Annotated in this window: 20 protein-coding genes; 10 read left to right on the plus strand and 10 right to left on the minus strand. The window is 71.0% G+C overall.

Annotation, left to right across the window (positions count from 1 at the left end):
* Positions 1 to 6 precede the first annotated feature (6 nt).
* The 3 genes from xdhB to ACO2TI_RS07975 are packed head-to-tail and all read left to right on the plus strand — an operon-like array spanning position 7 to position 3,709.
* Positions 7 to 2,364 (plus strand): xanthine dehydrogenase molybdopterin binding subunit, encoded by a 2,358-nt coding sequence (gene xdhB, locus ACO2TI_RS07965; protein ID WP_423283369.1) that lies wholly within the window; start codon positions 7 to 9, stop codon positions 2,362 to 2,364.
* Positions 2,361 to 3,176 (plus strand): xanthine dehydrogenase accessory protein XdhC, encoded by an 816-nt coding sequence (gene xdhC, locus ACO2TI_RS07970; RefSeq protein ID WP_423283370.1) that lies wholly within the window; start codon positions 2,361 to 2,363, stop codon positions 3,174 to 3,176. Before xdhB ends, xdhC begins: the two co-directional genes overlap by 4 nt.
* The gene (locus ACO2TI_RS07975) at positions 3,173 to 3,709 is read left to right on the plus strand and encodes a hemerythrin domain-containing protein (RefSeq protein WP_423283372.1); all 537 of its coding nucleotides are present in this window, start codon (positions 3,173 to 3,175) and stop codon (positions 3,707 to 3,709) included. The genes xdhC and ACO2TI_RS07975 overlap by 4 nt, the downstream gene beginning before the upstream one ends.
* 13 nt (positions 3,710 to 3,722) lie before the next feature.
* Here the strand turns inward: ACO2TI_RS07975 and ACO2TI_RS07980 are convergent, their stop codons facing one another.
* Positions 3,723 to 4,298 carry a nitroreductase family protein gene (locus ACO2TI_RS07980; protein ID WP_423283373.1) on the minus strand — a complete coding sequence of 192 codons (576 nt, stop codon included), beginning with the start codon at positions 4,296 to 4,298 and terminating at the stop codon, positions 3,723 to 3,725.
* Positions 4,299 to 4,458: 160 nt separating this feature from the next.
* On the opposite strand from ACO2TI_RS07980, the gene ACO2TI_RS07985 reads away from it, so the two are divergent.
* Positions 4,459 to 5,016, plus strand: a complete 558-nt coding sequence (locus ACO2TI_RS07985) for a DUF1003 domain-containing protein (protein WP_423283374.1) — start codon at positions 4,459 to 4,461, stop codon at positions 5,014 to 5,016.
* Positions 5,017 to 5,050: 34 nt separating this feature from the next.
* Here ACO2TI_RS07985 and ACO2TI_RS07990 read toward each other — a convergent pair whose 3' ends face one another.
* On the minus strand, positions 5,051 to 6,808 hold the full coding sequence (locus ACO2TI_RS07990) for an ATP-binding protein (protein WP_423283375.1): 1,758 nt from the start codon (positions 6,806 to 6,808) through the stop codon (positions 5,051 to 5,053).
* Between the two features lie 169 nt (positions 6,809 to 6,977).
* Here ACO2TI_RS07990 and ACO2TI_RS07995 point away from each other — a divergent pair, with 169 nt between their 5' ends.
* From ACO2TI_RS07995 to ACO2TI_RS08020, 6 genes are all read left to right on the plus strand, one after another.
* Entirely contained in the window at positions 6,978 to 7,445 is a 468-nt protein-coding gene (locus ACO2TI_RS07995) for a DM13 domain-containing protein (RefSeq protein WP_423283377.1), read from the plus strand.
* A 58-nt stretch (positions 7,446 to 7,503) separates the two neighbouring features.
* Positions 7,504 to 8,301 (plus strand): carbon-nitrogen hydrolase family protein, encoded by a 798-nt coding sequence (locus ACO2TI_RS08000; protein ID WP_423283379.1) that lies wholly within the window; start codon positions 7,504 to 7,506, stop codon positions 8,299 to 8,301.
* Positions 8,302 to 8,367: 66 nt separating this feature from the next.
* Complete coding sequence (locus ACO2TI_RS08005; RefSeq protein WP_423283380.1) at positions 8,368 to 8,877, plus strand: hypothetical protein; 510 nt, start codon at positions 8,368 to 8,370, stop codon at positions 8,875 to 8,877.
* Between the two features lie 124 nt (positions 8,878 to 9,001).
* A complete protein-coding gene (locus tag ACO2TI_RS08010) occupies positions 9,002 to 9,481 on the plus strand; it encodes an aminoacyl-tRNA deacylase (protein WP_423283381.1) in 480 nt (159 codons plus the stop codon).
* Positions 9,482 to 9,502: 21 nt separating this feature from the next.
* Positions 9,503 to 10,252: a Mut7-C RNAse domain-containing protein gene (locus tag ACO2TI_RS08015; RefSeq protein ID WP_423283382.1), complete on the plus strand. Its 750-nt coding sequence runs from the start codon at positions 9,503 to 9,505 to the stop codon at positions 10,250 to 10,252.
* Between the two features lie 11 nt (positions 10,253 to 10,263).
* On the plus strand, positions 10,264 to 10,470 hold the full coding sequence (locus ACO2TI_RS08020; protein WP_423283384.1) for a DUF6494 family protein: 207 nt from the start codon (positions 10,264 to 10,266) through the stop codon (positions 10,468 to 10,470).
* Between the two features lie 118 nt (positions 10,471 to 10,588).
* Here ACO2TI_RS08020 and ACO2TI_RS08025 read toward each other — a convergent pair whose 3' ends face one another.
* From ACO2TI_RS08025 to ACO2TI_RS08060, 8 genes are all read right to left on the minus strand, one after another.
* A complete protein-coding gene (locus ACO2TI_RS08025; protein WP_423283386.1) occupies positions 10,589 to 11,473 on the minus strand; it encodes a 2-hydroxy-3-oxopropionate reductase in 885 nt (294 codons plus the stop codon).
* A gap of 22 nt (positions 11,474 to 11,495) precedes the next feature.
* On the minus strand, positions 11,496 to 12,284 hold the full coding sequence (locus ACO2TI_RS08030; protein ID WP_423283388.1) for an HpcH/HpaI aldolase family protein: 789 nt from the start codon (positions 12,282 to 12,284) through the stop codon (positions 11,496 to 11,498).
* Positions 12,281 to 13,237 carry a 2-hydroxyacid dehydrogenase gene (locus ACO2TI_RS08035; protein WP_423283390.1) on the minus strand — a complete coding sequence of 319 codons (957 nt, stop codon included), beginning with the start codon at positions 13,235 to 13,237 and terminating at the stop codon, positions 12,281 to 12,283. Before ACO2TI_RS08035 ends, ACO2TI_RS08030 begins: the two co-directional genes overlap by 4 nt.
* Complete coding sequence (locus tag ACO2TI_RS08040; protein ID WP_423283392.1) at positions 13,234 to 14,211, minus strand: Bug family tripartite tricarboxylate transporter substrate binding protein; 978 nt, start codon at positions 14,209 to 14,211, stop codon at positions 13,234 to 13,236. Before ACO2TI_RS08040 ends, ACO2TI_RS08035 begins: the two co-directional genes overlap by 4 nt.
* 37 nt (positions 14,212 to 14,248) lie before the next feature.
* Positions 14,249 to 15,586: a glucarate dehydratase gene (gene gudD / locus ACO2TI_RS08045; RefSeq protein ID WP_423283394.1), complete on the minus strand. Its 1,338-nt coding sequence runs from the start codon at positions 15,584 to 15,586 to the stop codon at positions 14,249 to 14,251.
* A 142-nt stretch (positions 15,587 to 15,728) separates the two neighbouring features.
* The gene (locus tag ACO2TI_RS08050) at positions 15,729 to 16,691 is read right to left on the minus strand and encodes a Bug family tripartite tricarboxylate transporter substrate binding protein (RefSeq protein WP_423283395.1); all 963 of its coding nucleotides are present in this window, start codon (positions 16,689 to 16,691) and stop codon (positions 15,729 to 15,731) included.
* Positions 16,692 to 16,864: 173 nt separating this feature from the next.
* A complete protein-coding gene (locus ACO2TI_RS08055; protein ID WP_423283396.1) occupies positions 16,865 to 17,596 on the minus strand; it encodes a FadR/GntR family transcriptional regulator in 732 nt (243 codons plus the stop codon).
* 63 nt (positions 17,597 to 17,659) lie between these two features.
* Entirely contained in the window at positions 17,660 to 18,253 is a 594-nt protein-coding gene (locus tag ACO2TI_RS08060) for a hypothetical protein (protein WP_423283397.1), read from the minus strand.
* Between the last annotated feature and the right edge of the window lie 237 nt (positions 18,254 to 18,490).

Raw genomic sequence — 18,490 nt, forward strand, 5'->3', positions numbered from 1 at the left:
ATCGCGATGAACACCGCCCGCGACGCCTTCGTTCCAGCCGCTGCCGCCACGACCGGCGTCGGCGCAAGCCGCCCGCACGAATCGGCCGCGCTGCACGTGGCCGGCGAGGCTGCCTACATCGACGACCTGCCCGAGCTGGCCGGCACGCTGCACGCCGCGCTGGGCCTGTCGCCCGTGGCGCACGGCAAGCTGCTCTCGATCGACACCGATCGCCTCGCCGCGATGCCCGGCGTCGTCGCGGTGATCACCGCGGCCGACATCCCCGGCGTCAACGACTGCGGCCCCATCGTCCACGACGACCCCATCCTCGCCGAGGGCACGCTGCACTACCTCGGCCAGCCGGTGTTCGCGGTGATCGCCAGCGATCGCGAACTCGCGCGCCGCGCCGCCGCGCTCGCCAAGGACGTGATCCGCTGCGAGCCGCTCGAGGCCGTGCTCACCGCGAAGGACGCGCATGCGCGCGGCCAGTACGTGCTGCCGCCGATGCACCTGGTGCGCGAGAGCGCGCCCGGCGCGGCGAAACGCGCGATCGCGTCGGCGCCGCACCGCCTGAGCGACACGCTCTCCGTCGGCGGCCAGGAGCAGTTCTATCTCGAGGGCCAGATCAGCTACGCCGTGCCGCAGGAAGGCAGCGCGATGCGCGTGCACTGCTCGACCCAGCATCCCAGCGAGATGCAGCATGCGATCGCGCACGCGCTTGGCCTTGCATCGCATGCGGTGCAGGTCGAATGCCGGCGCATGGGCGGCGGCTTCGGCGGCAAGGAATCGCAGTCGGCGCTGTTCGCCTGCGTCGCTGCCGTTGCGGCCGCCAAGCTCGGGCGCCCGGTCAAGCTGCGCCCCGACCGCGACGACGACTTCATGATCACCGGCCGGCGCCACGGCTTCGAGTACGCCTTCGACATCGGCTTCGACGACGAGGGCCGCATCCTCGGCGCCGAGATCGAGCTGGTCTCCAACGCCGGCTTCAGCGCCGACCTCTCCGGCCCGGTGATGACGCGCGCGCTGTGCCACTTCGACAACGCCTACTGGCTGCCGGAGGTGGCGCTGCACGGCTACTCGGCGCGCACCAACACGCAGAGCAACACGGCCTTTCGCGGCTTCGGCGGGCCGCAGGGCGCGATCGCGGTGGAGGTCATCCTCGATTCGATCGCGCGCCGGCTGGGCCGCGATCCGCTCGAGGTGCGGCGCGCCAACTTCTACGGCACCAGCGATCGCAACGTCACGCCCTACCGCCAGACGGTGGAAGACAACATCGTCGCGCCGCTGGTCGACCAGCTCGCGATCACCTGCGACTACGCCGCGCGCCGCGCCGAGATCGCCGCGTGGAACGCGCAAAGCCCGGTGCTGCAGCGCGGCCTGGCGCTCACCCCGGTGAAGTTCGGCATCTCGTTCAACGTGGCGCACTTCAACCAGGCCGGCGCGCTGGTGCATGTCTACACCGACGGTTCCGTGCTCGTGAACCACGGCGGCACCGAGATGGGCCAGGGCCTGAACACCAAGGTCGCGCAGGTGGTCGCGCACGAGCTGGGCCTGAGTCTCGAGCGCGTGCGCGTCACCGCCACCGACACCAGCAAGGTCGCCAACACGTCGGCCACCGCGGCCTCGACCGGCTCCGACCTCAACGGCAAGGCCGCGCAGGACGCGGCACGCAAGATCCGCGAGCGGCTCGCGGCGCACCTGGCGGCGAAGCACGGCGTCGATGCGGCGCAGGTGCGCTTCGCCGACGACGCGGCCTGGATCGGCGATGCGCGCATCGCCTTCGCCGACGCCGCGATGTCGGCCTACACCGCGCGCGTGCAGCTGTGGAGCGACGGCTACTACGCGACGCCCGGCCTGCACTGGGACCGCGAGAAGCTGCAGGGCAAGCCCTTCTTCTACTTCGCCTACGGCGCGGCCTGCGCGGAGGTGATCGTCGACACGCTGACCGGCGAACACCGCCTGCTGCGCGCCGACGTGCTGCACGACGTGGGCCGCTCGCTGAACCCGGCGATCGACATCGGCCAGGTCGAGGGCGCCTTCATCCAGGGCATGGGCTGGCTCACGATGGAAGAGCTGGTGTGGCATCCCAAGACCGGCGCGCTGCTCACGCACGCGCCGTCGACCTACAAGATCCCGACCGCGAACGACTGCCCGCCGGTGTTCAACGTCGCGCTGTACGAGTGCGACAACGTCGCCGACAGCATCCACCGCAGCAAGGCGGTCGGCGAGCCGCCGCTGCTGCTGCCGTTCTCGGTCTTCCTCGCGATCCGCGACGCCGTTTCGGCCGCGGGCGGCCACCGCGTCGATCCGCCGCTGCGCGCGCCGGCCACGCCCGAAGCGGTGCTCGACGCGCTGGACGCGGTGCGCGCGGCTGCAAGGCCATGAACGCCGGCGTGCGCGCGACCGCGCTGCGCTGGCTGGCGCAGGGACGCGCGGCGCAATGGGTCGAGGTCGTGTCCACGCGCGGCTCGGCGCCGCGCGAGGCGGGCACGCGCATGCTGGTCGCGGCCGACGCCGTCGCCGGCACGATCGGCGGCGGCCACCTGGAGCTGCAGGCGATCGGCCTCGCGCGCTCGCGCCTGTCGCGCGGCGAGGCCGCGCCACAGGCGCAGCCGCTCGCGCTCGGCCCCTCGCTCGGGCAGTGCTGCGGCGGCGCGGTGACGCTGCGCTACCGCGCGCTCGACGAGGCCTCGCTGGCCGACTGGCCCGAGCCCGCGCCGCGCTTCGTGCTGCAGCTGTTCGGCGCCGGCCACGTCGGCCGCGCGGTGGTGCGGCTGCTCGAAGGCATCGATTGCCGCGTGCAGTGGATCGACGAGCGCGAGGACGAATTCCCGCCGCACGACGAGCTCGCCGCGCCGCACATCGAGCGCGTGTGCGTCGACGCGGTCGAGGCCGAGGTCGCCGTGGCGCCCGCCGGTGCCTGCTTCCTCGTCATGACGCACCAGCACGACCTCGACCTGCGCATCACCGAGGCGGTGCTCGAGCGCGGCGACTTCCGCTGGCTGGGCCTGATCGGCTCGCAGACCAAGCGCGCGCGCTTCGTGCACCACTTCGAGCGGCGCGGCATTCCGGCCGCGGCGATCGAGCGGCTGGTGTGCCCGATCGGCGTGCCGGGCATCGACGGCAAGGCGCCGGAGGTGATCGCGGTGGCCGTGGTCGCGCAGCTGCTGCAGGCCTGTCCCCAGACCGCACCATGAGCCGCCTGCCCTTCCCCGGCCACGACGCCCCCGCGGCCGGCTTCGACGCGCCGTTCGAGATGCTCGACGCCTGCCACGAGCGCGTGCGGCGCTCGCTCGCGCTGCTCGACAGGCTCGTCGCGCATCTGCGCGAGGGCCGCTTCGACACGCCCGCCGCCGACGCCGCGCGCGACGTGCTGCGCTACTTCGACCTCGCCGCGCCGCTGCACCACGAGGATGAGGAGCGCCACGTGTTCCCGGCCGTCGAGGCCGAGTTGCCCGAAGCGGTGCGCCGACTGCGCGACGACCACCGCGCGATGACCGTCGCGTGGGCGCAGCTGCGCGTGCCGCTCGCCGCATTGGCCGCCGACCCGCAGGCCGCGCGTGCGCCGGGCTTCGTTGGCGGTCTGCAGGCCGCGGCCGCCGCGCATGCGGCGCTGTACGCGCAACATCTGCAGACCGAGGAAACGCTGGTCTTTCCGCAGGCCTGCGAGCGCGTCGCCGATCAGGCCGCGATGGGGGCGGAGATGGCGCGGCGGCGCGCGACGCGCTGAGCTCGCGCGCGGCTCAGGCCTCGGGCGGCCAGTCGCGCATCACCTCGCCCGGCGCGGCTTTCTCGCGCCCGCTCGGCGCGCGCACCGGCGTGCCCATCGCGATCCAGCCGACCAGGGTTTCGCCGGGGCCGCAGAACGCCGCGACCGCGGCCGGCGCGCGCACCTTGGCGCCCGAGAGCATCTTGCCGCCGAAGCCCAGCGCGTGCGCCGCGTTGAGGAAGTTGGCGATCGCGCCGCCGACGGCGATCCATTGCTCGTGGGCCGGCACCAGCGGGTGGCCGTGGTCGATGCGAGCGACAACGGCGACCGTGAGCGGCGGGCGCAGCGCGCGCTCGCGGTCGAGCGCGGCGGCGTCGGGCGGCTTGCCGGCGGCGATGGCGGTCTGCTCGAACAGGTCGGCCAGACGCTCGCGCGCGGCGCCGCGGATGAGGACGAAGCGGAACGGGACGAGCTGGGCGTGGTCGGGAGCGCGCAGCGCGGCGGCGGCCATGCGCTGGAGCGCGGCGTCGTCGGGCGCCGGTTCGGCAAGGTGTCGCGGGCCGGTGGAATAGCGGCCGAGCAAGGTGGCGAGGACGTCGTCGTGGTTCATCTCGGCGCTGGATTCTCCGCCCGTCTGAACGAGTCTGAAGGGCCCGTTCAGATTGAACTGCGACGGTTGCCCATGGCCGTCGGCCGGCAGCTGCCCGCGCAGAAGCGACGCAGGCCTCATGATCGAGCGGTCACCGCCCCACCCCAACTGGAGCCGACCCATGCACAAGCCCGACGAGATCGCGACGAAGCTTCTGGGCGTGCCCTTCGAGGCTCTGGACGAGCGAGCCAAGAAGGTCGCGCGGCACGTCGCCCAACGAACCCACATTGCGCGCGACATCGCCAAGGATCTTGCCGCCTCGCCGACACGGGGGCAGCGCGCCGCCGATGCAGTGGCCTCGTTCGGGGGCTCCTGGACATTCGTCGGCCTGTTCGCCGCGGTCATGCTCGGCTGGGTGGCCATGAATGCCTACCTGCTCATGAGCCGCGGAACGACCTTCGACCCCTACCCCTACATCCTGCTCAATCTTTTCCTCTCCATGCTCGCGGCCATCCAGGCGCCCATCATCCTGATGTCCCAGAACCGGCAGTCCGACAAGGACCGCATCTCGGCGGAGCACGATTACGAGGTGAACCTCAAGGCGGAGCTCGAGATCATGCTGCTCCACGAGAAGCTCGACCTGCTTCGCGAGCAGCAGTGGAATGAGCTGCTGCAGATCCAGAAGGAGCAACTGACACTGCTCGCCGCCATGGCCCGGGCCTCCCGCCCGCCGCCTTGAGGCCGGGCGTCGGTGCGGTCAGACCATCAGGTGCTCACAGGTGCAGCGCCTGAGCGATCGCTTGCGCGAGTTCGGCACGGCCGTACGGCTTGTGCAATAGCGGCCAGGCCACGGGCGCTTCGAGCTGTTCGCCGGAAAGGCCCGATACGAGAAGCACCGGGACGGCAGGCGACAGCCGCTGGACCTCTACCGCCAGCTCCGTGCCGCGCATGCCCGTGCCGAGTCCGATGTCGGTCAGCAGCAGGTCGAAGGGTGCGCGACCGTCGCGCGCCACGAGCAATGCGAGCAGCGCAATGGCCTCCTCGCCGCTGGCGGCTGCCGTCGTCTCGCAGCCTGCCGCCGCGAGCAGGCTCTGAGCGATCGCGCGGACCTCGGCGTCGTCTTCGACCAGCAGCACCCGCAGTCCTCGCGGCACGCTGGCCTGCGTCGCAACGTCGAGGCTTTCGACCTCCGCGTCGACGTGCTTGGGCAGGTACAGCGTGATCGTCGTACCCGTCCCGAGCGTGCTGTCGAGCGCCACCGCCCCTTGCGACTGCTCCACGAATCCGAACACCGTGCTCAGGCCCAAGCCCGTCCCGCGGCCGATCTCCTTGGTGGTGAAGAAGGGCTCGAATGCGCGCTGCTTGACCGCATCGGTCATGCCGGCGCCCGTGTCGCCGATGGCGATGGCCACGTAGCCGGGGTGGCCCGCGGCGAGACGCTCGGTGCCCGCCCCGGGAGGTGCCTCGCCGACGGCCCGCGCAGTGAAGCGCAGCGTGCCCCCTTGGGGCATCGCGTCGCGCGCGTTGATGGCGATGTTGAGCAAGGCGGATTCGAGCTGCCCCGGATCGACCAGGCAAGGCGGGCAGCCGGGCGCCACGTCCAGCGTGATGCGGATGCGCTCGTCCAGCGTGCGGCGAAGGATGTCGGCGAGCGGTCGCAGCAGCGCCCCGACGTCGACCCGCACCGGCTGCAGCACCAGGCGACGCGAGAACGCGAGAAGCTTGCCCGTGAGCTCCGCGCCTCGCCTGGCCGCACGCGAAGCCGCGCCGACCATCTGGCGCATCTCCGGATCGCATGCGATCGCCGGCATGTCCTCGAGCACCTGCAGGTTGCCCGAGATCACCGTGAGCAGGTTGTTGAAGTCATGCGCGATGCCGCCCGTGAGCTGGCCGACACTCTTCAAACCCTGGGAGTGGCTGAGCGCCTCTTCGGTGCGCATGCGCTGCAGGCTCGCGGCGAGCAGACTCGACAGGGTTTCCAGATAACGCACGTCCTCGACGGCGAACGGCCTGTCGCCGCGCGCCCGGACCGCCAGCACACCGATCGCGCGGCCGCCGTCCAGAAGCGGCACCGCCAGCGCGCTCGTCAGGCCGGCGGCCCCATAGACGCCCGTGTCGGCGAAGACTGGCCCACGCCGGCCAGGGCTGACGACCGACGCCTGCGCCTCTGCGGCGACCCAACCGGCCAGCGTGTCGGCTCGGTTGGCGACGCACGAGTCGATTTCCTCGTTGGGCAGCAGGCCCACCCCGGCGGCGACCCGGAACGACAGCCGGTCCGTGCTCAGCAGGTCGACCTTCGCATGCTCGACGTCCAGGGCCTTGGCGGCCGCTCGCGGCACCTCTTGGAGCAGCCTCGGCGTGTCGCGCCTGTCGACCGCAAGCCGCGCCACCTCACCCAAGCAGTCGCCAAAGCGGGCCCGCTGCAGCGCTTGCTGCAGGTCCTGCTGCAGGCGAAGACCACGCGCCCGCGTGTCGTCGATCGCCAACCCGGTGGTTCGGTCGCTGTCGATCCTGAAGCTGCTGGACTCCATACGGGCATGATCGAGCGCCGCTGGCGCCTGTCCGTACGGCGGCACACATAGGGCCGCAGAGCGCGTTGGAGGGGGCATGTCGAACGGCAACAACCGCTGCAGAGCGAACAGCCCAGACGCGGCACGCGACTGACGTGAAAGGATCGCGCCCTTCAAGCGACCAACGCCCATGAAGCCGCTCCTCCTCGCCGCCACGCACCTCCTCGCCGCAGCCGCCGGCTTTGCCCTCGGCATCTACGCCCTTCCCATCCTCACCGCGCCGCCCGCCCCCACTGCCGCCCAGGTCGCCGACCAAGCCGGCCCCAGCCTCTTCACCGGCCACTTCCGCCGCAACCTCAAGGACAGCGACGCCCTGCACTGGGGCGAGGGCACGCTCACCGTCGGGCGCGCGAGCATTGGCCTGGTCGGCGAGATCGCGCCAGGGCCGGACTACAAGCTCTACCTCTCGCCCGAGTTCGTCGAGACCGAGGCCGACTTCCTGCGCCTGAAGTCGCGCATGGTGCGTGTGGGCGACGTGAGGACCTTCCAGAACTTCGTCGTCGCGGTGCCGGCCTCGGTGGACCCGGCGCAATACACCACCGCCATCGTCTGGTGCGAGAGCTTCGGGCAGTTCATCACGGCGGCGAAGTACCGCTGACAGCAGCGCCGCGGGCGCCAGACAGAATCGCGCACAACGCCTTGCTCGGAGTTGCGCCTTGCCCCTCGACCGTCCGCCTCTGCCGGCCCTGAACCTCGCCATCGCCCAGCCGCCCATGCACTGGCGCGGCGACGACAACACCGCCGCGATCGTGCGACTGCTCGCCCAGGCCGCGGCCGATGGCGCACAGCTGTGCGTGTTCCCCGAGCTGGCGCTCACCGGCTTTCACCGCCAGATCGCGCGCGAGGCACGGCCCGAGGCGGTGGCCGGGTGGCTGGCGCAGGTGCGCTCGGCCTGCGCGCGGCACGCCATCGCCGCGGTGCTGGGCGCGCCCACCTTTGCCGACGAGGGCCGCATCCTCAACAGCCTGCTGTTCATCGACGAGCAGGGCCGCCACGTCGGCACGGTCGACAAGCGCGGCCTCACCGACCCCGAGGCCACCTTCTTCGCGCGCGGGCAGCAGCGCCCCGTGCTCATGCTGCAGGGCCTGCGCTGCAGCGGCGTGATCTGCCGCGAGATCGAGGACCACGACGAGGTCTGCGCCGATCTGGCCGGTCAGGCGCCCGAGCTGGTGTTCTGGCCCGGCCTGATGGGTCCGCAAGACGGCGACGAGCACATCGACCCGCCGCAGCACGTGCAGCAGGCGCAACAACTCGCGCAGCGCCTGGGTGCCTATGTGGTGCAGTCCAACTGGCCCGAGTCGCTCAACTACCCCGAGCAAGGCGCCAAGACCGGCCGCAGCGCGGTGATCTCGCCAAGCGGTGAGCTCATGTTCCGGCTGCCGCAGGCGGCCGCCGGGCTGGGGCGCTTCGTGCTCGGCGAGGCGGCGCATGCCTGGCAGCCACACGCCGTGTGACGCCCGGTTACGTCGCAGGCGACAGGCGGCCTCAAGCTTGCGGCTGCCAACGCCGAAGACCGACCCATGAACCTTGGCCGCTTCAACCTCAAAGACTGGGCGCTCGACCCTTGCCTGCATGACCATCGCGGCGGCCGGGCGCAGCGCTTCATGGAGTCTTCGGACATCAATGCGGCCTTCGACGAGCTCTTCTTCGCGCTGCGGCGCAACATCCGCCGCGGCATGACCAGCGAGGGCCAGGTCTACGCGATCGAGATGGACGCCTGCATCCCGGGCGAGCTGCTCGGCACCTCCTGGGTCCCGGCCGCCTCGCGCGGGCTGGCCGACGTGCGCGTGCCGGCGGCGCGCCACGCGCTGTTCGAGCGCCTTTTGCGCGACTCGCCCGCCGAGCCGCTGGTGGCCTACGTCTGCGAACACGACGCCGCCGACGGCACCGTGCTGTACGTCGAGATCGCCTCGGCCGACGGCCTGCATGTCGCCGAGTACCCGATCCGGGCGGGCCGCGGCTGGCACCGGCGCGAGCTGCTGCGCGCGACGCACCGACGCGCAACACCATCGCCAACGGTCAGCCGATAGCGAGCGCCTCCTCGCACATCCGCGCGACTGGCAATCGCGCCGGCACGGGCGCAAACTGATCTAGCGCTGCGGCAGCCGAGCGCCGCCGCAACGGCAAGACCTCGCATCACGCATGGAGGCTCTCATGTCCCTACCCACCCGCCTGGTTCATTACCTCGACGAGCGCGGCGCCCGCTACGACGTGTTCGCCCACGGCCGCAGCCGAAGCAGCTACGAGACCGCCCACAGCGCCCACGTGCCGCCGCACCAGCTCGCCAAATCGGTGCTGCTCGAAGACGATGACGGCTACATCGTCGCGGTGCTGCCGGCCGATCGTGCGCTGCGGCTCGGCGAGCTCTCGCGCATGCTCGGCCGCGAAGACCTTCACCTCGCCGACGAGGACTGCGTCGCCAAGACCTTTGCCGACTGCGACCGCGGCGCCGTGCCGGCGTTCGGCATGGCCTGGGGCATCGAGACCGTGGTCGACGACGAGCTGGAAGCCAACGACGTGGTCTACGTCGAGGCCGGCGACCACGAGCGCCTGCTGAGGCTGTCGCGCGCGCAGTTCCACGAGCTGATGAGCGCCTCGCGCCACGGCGCGATCAGCGGCGATCGCACCCACTGATCGGCCTGGCCGGGCGGTGCGGTGGCAACCGCCACGTTCCGCTTCTACGAGGAGCTGAACGACTTTCTCGCGCCCGAGCGGCGCGGGCGCGCCTTCGCCCGCCGCTGCGCGCGCGCGGCCACGACCAAGCACATGATCGAGGCGCTGGGCGTGCCGCACACCGAGGTGGAGCTGGTGCTGGTCAACGGCGAGTCGGTCGGCTTCGATCGCCTGGTCGCCGAGGGCGACCGCGTCGCGGTCTACCCCAAGTTCGAGGCCTTCGACATCACGCCGCTGCTGCGCGTGCGCACGCAGCCGCTGCGCGAGCTGCGCTTCGTCGCCGACGCGCACCTGGGCGGCCTGGCCCATCTGCTGCGCCTGACCGGCTTCGACACGCTCTACGACAACGCCTTCGCGGACGACGCGATCGAGCGCCTGGCGCGCGAGCAGCAGCGCATCGTGCTCACGCGCGACCGCGACCTGCTCAAGCGCCGCGGCATCACGCACGGCTGCTACGTGCGCGCGCTTCGCAGCGAGGCGCAGCTGCGAGAAGTCTTCGAGCGCCTCGACCTCGCGCGTTCGGCACGGCCGTTCACGCGCTGCCTGGACTGCAACGGCCTGCTGCGGCCGATCGACAAGGCCCTGGTCGAAGCGCGCCTGCCGCCGATGGTGCGCGAGCGCTACCAGCGCTTCACCGCCTGCAGCGCCTGCGAGCGCGTGTTCTGGGAAGGCACGCACTGGCAGCGCATGCGCGAGACGGTGGCTGCCGTGCTGGCGCCGCCGGCATCCTGATGGAGACGACGATGGACGAGGAAACCTTCAACCTCAGCATCCGCAAGTTCCTCAAGACCGTGGGCGTGAGCTCGCAGCGCGAGATCGAGCACGCGGTCCAGAAGGCGATCGCCGACGGCAAGCTCGGCGGCGGCGAGACGCTGGCGGCGACGATGACGCTGCGCGTGGCGGCGTTGCAGCTCGAGGTGGGATACGACGGGGAGATCCGGCTGGAGTGAGTCGGGTGACGCACCCCTCACCCCAGCCCTCTCCCCGCAAGCGGGGCGAGGGAGCAGAACGGAAAGCTCTCCCTCTCCCGCGAGCGGGAGAGGGCAGGGGTGAGGGCCAGGCCCGACTTCACCCCTGCGCCACCGGATGATTCGCCATCAGCTCCAGCGCTTTCACCAGCGCCGAGTGATCCGCATCCGCCAGCCCGTTGGCCGCGCAGGCCTGCATCAGCTGCGCCGCGCCCGCCGTCTGCGGCAGGCTCACGCCCAGCGCCTTGGCGCCTTGCAGCGCGAGGTTGAGATCCTTCTGGTGCAGCTTGATCCGGAAGCCCGGCGCGAAGCTGCGCTTGATCATGCGCTCGCCGTGCACCTCGAGGATGCGGCTGGACGCGAAGCCGCCCATCAGCGCGGCGCGCACCTTGGCCGGGTCGGCGCCGGCCTTGCTCGCGAACACCAGGGCCTCGCCGACCGCGGCGATGTTGAGCGCGACGATGATCTGGTTGGCAACCTTGGTGACCTGGCCCGCGCCGGCGCCGCCGACGTGGGTGATGTTCTTGCCCATCAGCGCGAACAGCGGCTGCACGCGCGCGAACGTCTCTTCCTTGCCGCCGACCATGATGGTCAGCGAGGCTGCCTTGGCGCCGACCTCGCCGCCGGAAACTGGGGCGTCGAGCCAGTCGGCGCCGGTGGCCTCGACGCGCTGCGCGAAGGCCTGGGTCTCGATCGGCGAGATCGAACTCATGTCGACCACGGTCTTGCCCTTGCCGAGCGCCGAGGCGATGCCGTTCTCGCCGAACAGCACCTTCTCGACGTCCGGCGTGTCCGGCAGCATCGTGAAGATCACTTCGGCGTTGCTCGCCACCTCGGCCGGCGTCTTGCACGCCACCGCGCCGGCCTCGAGCAGCGCGGCGGGCACCTGGCTGCGCGTGTTGACGAAGAGGTCGTGGCCGGCGGCGCGCAGGTGGCCCGCCATCGGCGTGCCCATGATGCCCAGGCCGATGAATCCGAGTTTCATGTCGATGTCCTTGTGTCGTTGATCAATAGCCGCCGCCGAGCGCCGCACCGGGCGCCGCGCGCATGCTCTTCAGGATGTCCTGCGAGCCGGCCGCGAGCAGGCGCGCGTCCGAGCCGACGGTGACGAAGCGAAAGCCCTTGGCCACGCGTGCGAGCGCCACGTCGGTGCGGCCGTTGTGCACGCCGGCCTTGAGGCCGTGGGCGGTGGCGCGCTCGAGGATGTGCTCGATCGCCTGCGCGACCGGCGCGTCGACGTCGTCGAACACCGGCCGGCAGCCCAGCGAGAGCGAGAGGTCGCTCGGCCCGATGTAGACCGCGTCCAGGCCCTCGACCGAGAGGATCGAATCCAGGTTGTCGAGCGCCTGCGCGGTCTCGATCATCGCGAAGCGAACGATGGTGTCGTTGGCGTGCTGCGGGTAGTCCGCGCCGCCGTAGAGCAGCGCGCGCACCGGGCCGAAGCTTCTCGTGCCCTTGGGCGCGTAGTGCGTGTAGGCGACGAACTTCTGCGCGTCCTCGCGCGTGTTGACCATCGGGCAGATCACGCCGTAGGCGCCGGCGTCCAGCGTCTTCATGATGATGCCGGGTTCGAGCCAGGGCACGCGCACGATGGGCACGGTGGGCGTGGTCGAGATCGCCTGCAGCATCGTCACCATCGCCTGGTAGTCGACAACGCCGTGCTGCAAGTCGATGGTCAGCGTGTCCCAACCCTGGTGGGCCATGGTCTCGGCGGCAAAGCTGTTGGGAATGGCCAGCCAGCCGTTGATGGCGGCCTGGTCGTTGCGCCACAGCGTGCGCAGGCGGTTTTCTCTCATGGTGATTCCTGGAGGGCGCTGCTGGGCAGCGGCCGGCCGTCGAAGAAGGCGGCCAAGTTGTCGAACACGCGATCGGCCATCGCCTGGCGCGTTTCGCGCGTGCCGCTGGCCACGTGCGGCAGCAGCACCACGTTGTCGAGCGCGAACAGCGCCTCGGGCACGCGCGGCTCGCGCTCGAAGACGTCGAGCCCGGCGCCGGCGATGCGCTTGTCGGCCAGTGCCTGCACCAGCGCCTGCTCGTCGATCACCGAGCCGCGCGCGACGTTGATCAGAAAGCCCTCGGGGCCCAGCGCGTCGAGCACCTCGGCGTTGACGAGATGGCGCGTGCCGGCGCCGCCGGCGGTGATGACGATCAGGTAGTCGGCCCAGCGCGCCAGCTCGACCAGCGAAGGCTCGTGCGGCCATGCCGCGCCCGCCACCGGACGGCGCGTGTGGTAGCGGATGTCCATCTCGAAGCCCAGCGCGCGCTTCGCGATGGTCTGGCCGATGCGCCCGAAGCCGACGATGCCCAGCTTCGCGCCGCTGACCTTGCGCCCGAGCGGAAAGCTCGCCTGGCCCGGCACCGCCCAGGCGCCGCGGCGCACGAAGCGGTCGGCCTCCGAGACGCGCCGCGCGACGTCGAGCATCAGCGCGATCGCGAGGTCGGCGACACAGTCGTTGAGCACGTCGGGCGTGTAGCCGACCACGATGCCGCGCGCCTGCGCGGCCGCGAGGTCGAGCCGGTCGAGGCCGACGCCGAAGCTGGAGATCACCTTCAGGTTCGGCAGCTGCGCGATCAGCTCGGCGCTCGCGCCGTAGACCGCCGAGGTGACCAGGCCGTCGAAGCGCGCGCCGTGCGCGGCGACCAGCGAGGCGGGGTCGGCCGCGTCGGCCAGGCTGGTGACCTCGTAGGCCTCGCGCAGCCGCGCTTCGAGCGCGGGCGTCATGCGGCCGGCGAGAAGAACCCGCTTCATTCGATCTTCACCCCGCCTTGCGCCACCACCGTCGCCCAGTTCTTGCGCTCCTTCTCGAAGAAGGTGCTCATCTCGACCGGCGTCATCGTGTAGACCTCGGCGCCTTGCGAGACCAGGCGCTCGCGCACCTCGGGCGAGCGGATGATGCGCGTGAGCTCGGCCGAGAGCTTGGCGATCACCTCCGGCTTCGTGTTCGCCGGCATCAGCACGCCCTGCCAGGTGCCGGACTCGAAGCCCTTGACGCCCTGCTCGGCGATCGTCGGCACATTGGCCAGCAGCGGCACGCGGGTCGACTTGGACACGCCCAGCACCTTGAGCTTGCCCGACTGCACGTGCGGCAGCGTCGCCAGCATGCCGTTCATCAGCACCTGGGTCTGGCCGGCGACGGTGTCGCCGATCGCCTGCGCGCCGCCCTTGTAGGGGATGTAGGTCCACTCGGCCTTGGTGGCCTTCTCGACCGCAACGCCGGCCAGGTGCGGTGCGCTGCCGATCGCGGTGACCGCGAAGTTGAGCTTCTGCTTGTGCGACAGCTCCACCAGTTCCTTGAGGCTGGCGGCCTGCACCGACGGGTGCACCACCAGCAGGTGCGGCGAGTAGGCGAGCATCGCGACGCTCTTCAGATCCTTGCTCGGATCGAACGGCAGGCGACTGTAGACCGAGGGCGTGATCGCCAGCGCGCCGACGTCGCACAGCAAGAAGGTGTGGCCGTCGTTGGCCTTGGCGACGAAGTCGGTGCCGGTGTTGCCGTTGGCGCCCGGCTTGTTCTCGACGATCACGGTCTGCTTGAGCGCCTCGGAGAGCGGTCCCGAGATCGCGCGCGCGATGATGTCCGACGAACCGCCGGGCGAGTACGGCACGACGATGCGCACGGTCTGGCTCGGCCAGGACTGCGCTTGCGCGAAGCCGGCGAGGGCCAGCGAGGCGGTGCCGGCGGCCAGCTGCAGCCAGTGGCGGCGGGTGAGGCTCGTCTTCATGTCGTCTTGTCTCCTTGATGAGGTGTCGTCTTGCCGATCAGCGCACCAGGCAGGGCCGCTTCGGGTCGAAGCGCCAGCCGGGAATGAGGTACTGCATGGCCACGGCGTCGTCGCGCGCGCTTAAGGCCTGCTGCAGGTAGAGCTGGTGGGCGCGCTCGACCTCGGCCATGTCGAGCTCGACGCCGAGGCCGGGCTTGGCCGGCACCTGCACGTGGCCGCCAACGATCTGCAGCGGCTGCTTCGTCAGGCGCTGGCCGTCCTGCCAGATCCAGTGCGTGTCGATCGCGGTCACCTTGCCCGGCGCGGCGGCGCCGACGTGGGTGAACATCGCGAGCGAGACGTCGAAGTGGTTGTTCGAATGCGAGCCCCAGGTGAGGCCCCAGTCGCGGCAGCTCTGCGCGACGCGCACCGAGCCGGCCATGGTCCAGAAATGCGGGTCGGCGAGCGGGATGTCGACCGACTGCAGCGCGAGCGCGTGCGCCATCTGGCGCCAGTCGGTCGCGACCATGTTGGTCGCCGTCGGCAGACCGGTGGCGCGACGGAACTCGGCCATCACCTCGCGGCCCGAGAAGCCCTCTTCGGCGCCGCACGGGTCCTCGGCATAGGCCAGCACGCCGCGCAGGTCGCGCAGCAGGCGCACCGCGTCTTTCAACAGCCAGCCGCCGTTGGGGTCGAGCGTGACGCGCGCTTCGGGAAAGCGCTCGTGCAACGCGACGATGGCCTCGACCTCGGCCTCGCCCGAGAGCACGCCGCCCTTGAGCTTGAAATCGTTGAAGCCGTAGCGCGCCTTCGCGGCCTCGGCCAGGCGCACCACCGCCCCGGGCGTCAGCGCGGCCTCGTGGCGCAGGCGCTGCCAGTCGTCGGCGTCGGCTGCCTCGTCTTGCGGCGTCGCGTAGGGCAGGTCGGTCTTCGTGCGGTCGCCGACGAAGAACAGATAGCCCAGCATCTCGACCGACTCGCGCTGCTGGCCTTCGCCGAGCAGCGCGCACACCGGCACGCCGAGGTGTTGGCCCAGCAGGTCGAGCATCGCCGACTCGACCGCGGTGACCGCGTGGATCGTGGTGCGCAGGTCGAAGGTCTGCAGGCCGCGCCCGCCGGCGTCGCGGTCGGCAAAGGCGTGGCGCATGCGGCTCAGCACGCGCTGCACGTCGCCGATCGGCTGGCCGACGACGAGGGACTTGGCGTCGTCCAGCGTCTGGCGGATCTTCTCGCCGCCCGGCACCTCGCCGACGCCGGTGTTGCCGGCGCTGTCTTCGAGCACCAGCAGGTTGCGCGTGAAGTACGGGGCGTGGGCGCCGCTCAGGTTGAGCAGCATGCTGTCGCGGCCGGCGACGGGAATCGCGCGCAGCGAGGTGATGACGGGAGTGGTGTTCATGGCTTGATGGATGACGCCGCGGGCTGGACCCTCACCCCTGCCCTCTCCCGCCCGCGGGAGAGGGAGTGCAATGCCTGAGATGCGCTATCTGGCTCCCTCTCCCGCGCGCGGGAGAGGGGTGGGGTGAGGGCAAGGCCGGGCCTCAATCAGCGGTGATCTTTCCGGTCTCGATGACCTTCTTCCAGCGCACGAACTCCTTCTGCTGGAACTGCGTGAACTGCTCCGGCGTATTGCCCACCACCTCGAAACCGACCTTGGTGAACTGCTCGCGCACCGCCGCGTCGTTCAGCGCCGCGATCACCGCCGCGTGCAGCTTGCTCTTCACGTCGGCCGGCAGGCCGCGCGGCGCGGCGACCGCCTGCCACGAATAGACGTCGACGCCCTTGACGCCCGCCTCGGCGAGCGTCGGCACATCCGGCAGCACCGGGCTGCGCTTGTCGCCGGTGACCGCGAGCGCGCGCAGCTTGCCGGCCACGATGTGCGGCATCACCGCGTTGACGTTCTGGAACGAGGCATCCACCTGGCCGCCGAGCAGATCGGAGATCGCCGGTGCGCCGCCCTTGTAGGGCACGTGCACGCCGGAGGTGCCGGTCTGCTGCCAGAGCAGCTCGATCGTCAGGTGGTCCGACGAGCCGTTGCCCGACGACGCGAAGCTCAGCTTGCCCGGCTCCTTCTTCATCGCGGCGACGACGTCGGCCGCGCTCTTGAACGGCGAGGCCGCCGGCACGACCAGCACGTTGGGCGCCTGCACGGCCACGGTGATGAGATCGAAGTCCTTGGTCGCGTCGTACGGCACGCCGCCCTTGATCAGGTGCGGCGCGATCACGAGCGGCCCGAGCGAGGTGACCAGCAAGGTGTAGCCGTCGGGCGCGGCGCGCTTGACCTGGCCGGCGCCGATGGTGCCGGTGGCGCCGGCCTTGTTGTCGACCACGAAGGTCTGGCCGAGCTTTTCCTGCAGCTTGGGCGCGAGCGCGCGCGCCAGCGTGTCGGTCGAGCCGCCGGGCGGGAACGGTACGACGACGGTGACGGGCTTGTCGGGCCAGGCCTGCGCGGCGCCGGACCAGATGAGACCGAGAGCCGCAACAGCGGCCAGCAGACGCTTCATGGAAATGTCTCCTCGACGAGGTGGATCGAAAGCAGCGTCTTCGATGCGCGCGAGACGCTGGCGAAAGCGGCGAGGCCTGAGGCCTTCTTGTCCGACGAAGCCTTTTGACTTCTGTTGTATGTCATCGTACAACCTAGTTCGAGCGACATGCAAGCCCGTGCGGTCCGAAGGGTTCAGGCGCCCTGTTGCGCGGCGGCGCGCCGGCGGCGCTCGCGGCTGTTGGCGAGGTGGGTGCGCATTGCGGCGCGCGCGGCCTCGGCGTCCTGCGCCGCGATCGCGTCGAGGATGCTCTCGTGCTCGGCGTTGACGCGGCGCAGGTACTCGCGCTGCTGCGCCTTGGTCTGCCGCGGCAGCGCGATGCGCGCGCGCGGAATGATCGAGGTGTCCAGCGCCGCGAGCACGCCCGCGAAGTGCGGGTTGCGCGTCGCGCGCGCCACCGCGAGATGGAAGCGGAAGTCGGCGCTCACGGCGTCGCGACCCGCGGCAACCGCCGCCTCGAAGGCGTCGAGCGCCTCGCGCATCGCCGCGAGATCGCTCTCGTCGCGTCGCTGCGCCGCGAGACCCGCGGCCTCGGTCTCCAGGCCGATGCGCAGTTCGAGCACGGCGATCACGTCGTGCAGCGTCGCCAGCTGCTGCGGCGAGACGCGAAACGCGCTGCCGTCGCCCGGCCCGACCACGAAGCTGCCGATGCCGTGCCGCGTCGCCACCAGGCCGCCCGCCTGCAGCCGCGAGATCGCCTCGCGCACGACGGTGCGGCTGACACCGAACTCCTCCATCACCTCGGCTTCAGTCGGCAGCTTGTCGCCGGGCGCGAGGCGGCCGTCGCGGATGCGGTCGCCGAGCGCATCGACGAGGTCGAGGGTCAGCGAGCGGGGCTTGCGGCGGACGGGGGCGAGAGCGGACATGGGGCGGTTGTACGATGACTATCGGCCGCGGTCAAGCCGAGGGTATGGGCCGGGTCGGTCCCATCAACGCGCTCCGCTCATCCCCTGGATCATGCACATCGTGTAGTCCAGCGAACCGTTGTCCGGCTTGGCGCCTTCGGCGTACTTCGCCGACAGCTTCTCGAGTCCGCCGCCATAGGTGCTGGAGAGCCTGCCGTAGCGATCGCCGACCAGCGCAGCCACCTGCTCGGCCGTCGCGCCGCGCGAGCGCGCCGCCGAGACTTCGGCGACCAGCAGGCCGATGGCCGGGCACACCTCGGTCGCCTTGCGGCTGTAGAGCTTGCCGGCGCCGCGTGCTTCCAGGCAGCCGCGCAGCACGTCGGTCGCCACGGGCAGCGGCGCCTTCAAGTCCTTCTCGTAGACCTGGCTCGCAATATCGGCGGCGAGCTTGTACTCCGCCGAGCCCTCGCCCAGCGACGTCTTGCGCAGCGCGAGCTGCTCGTCCAGCGTCTTGCCCGCGTTGCGGTTGAGCACCGTCATGTTGGCCATGCCGGCGACCGCGTAGCAGTACTCCTGCGCCTGCAGGACCTTCGCGCCCTCGTCATTGGACTGGGCGGTCGCCAGCGGCGAGACGATGGCCGCGGTGCAGGCGATGGCCAGTGCGAGTCGAAGCTTCATGGGTTCGGATCCCTGTTGAGCGTTGGTTGATCGTAGACACCGAAAGCGAGCGATCCACGCGCCGGCACTCACGGCGGGGCGCAGCATACGGGCACGTCGCCTCGGACAGAAGCCGCAGGTCGCCACTATCATCCCTGCGGCCGGCGCAGCCGAGCCGAGCATCACCCGCAGCCCGACGGGAGGTTCCGCCATCGCTTCGCAGTCAGCGTCCGAACCGTCCCGCGGCTCCGCCTGGAG

Origin of the sequence: Caldimonas sp. KR1-144 (genome assembly GCF_049446155.1) — a bacterium.
Classification (GTDB): Bacteria; Pseudomonadota; Gammaproteobacteria; order Burkholderiales; family Burkholderiaceae_C; genus Rivibacter.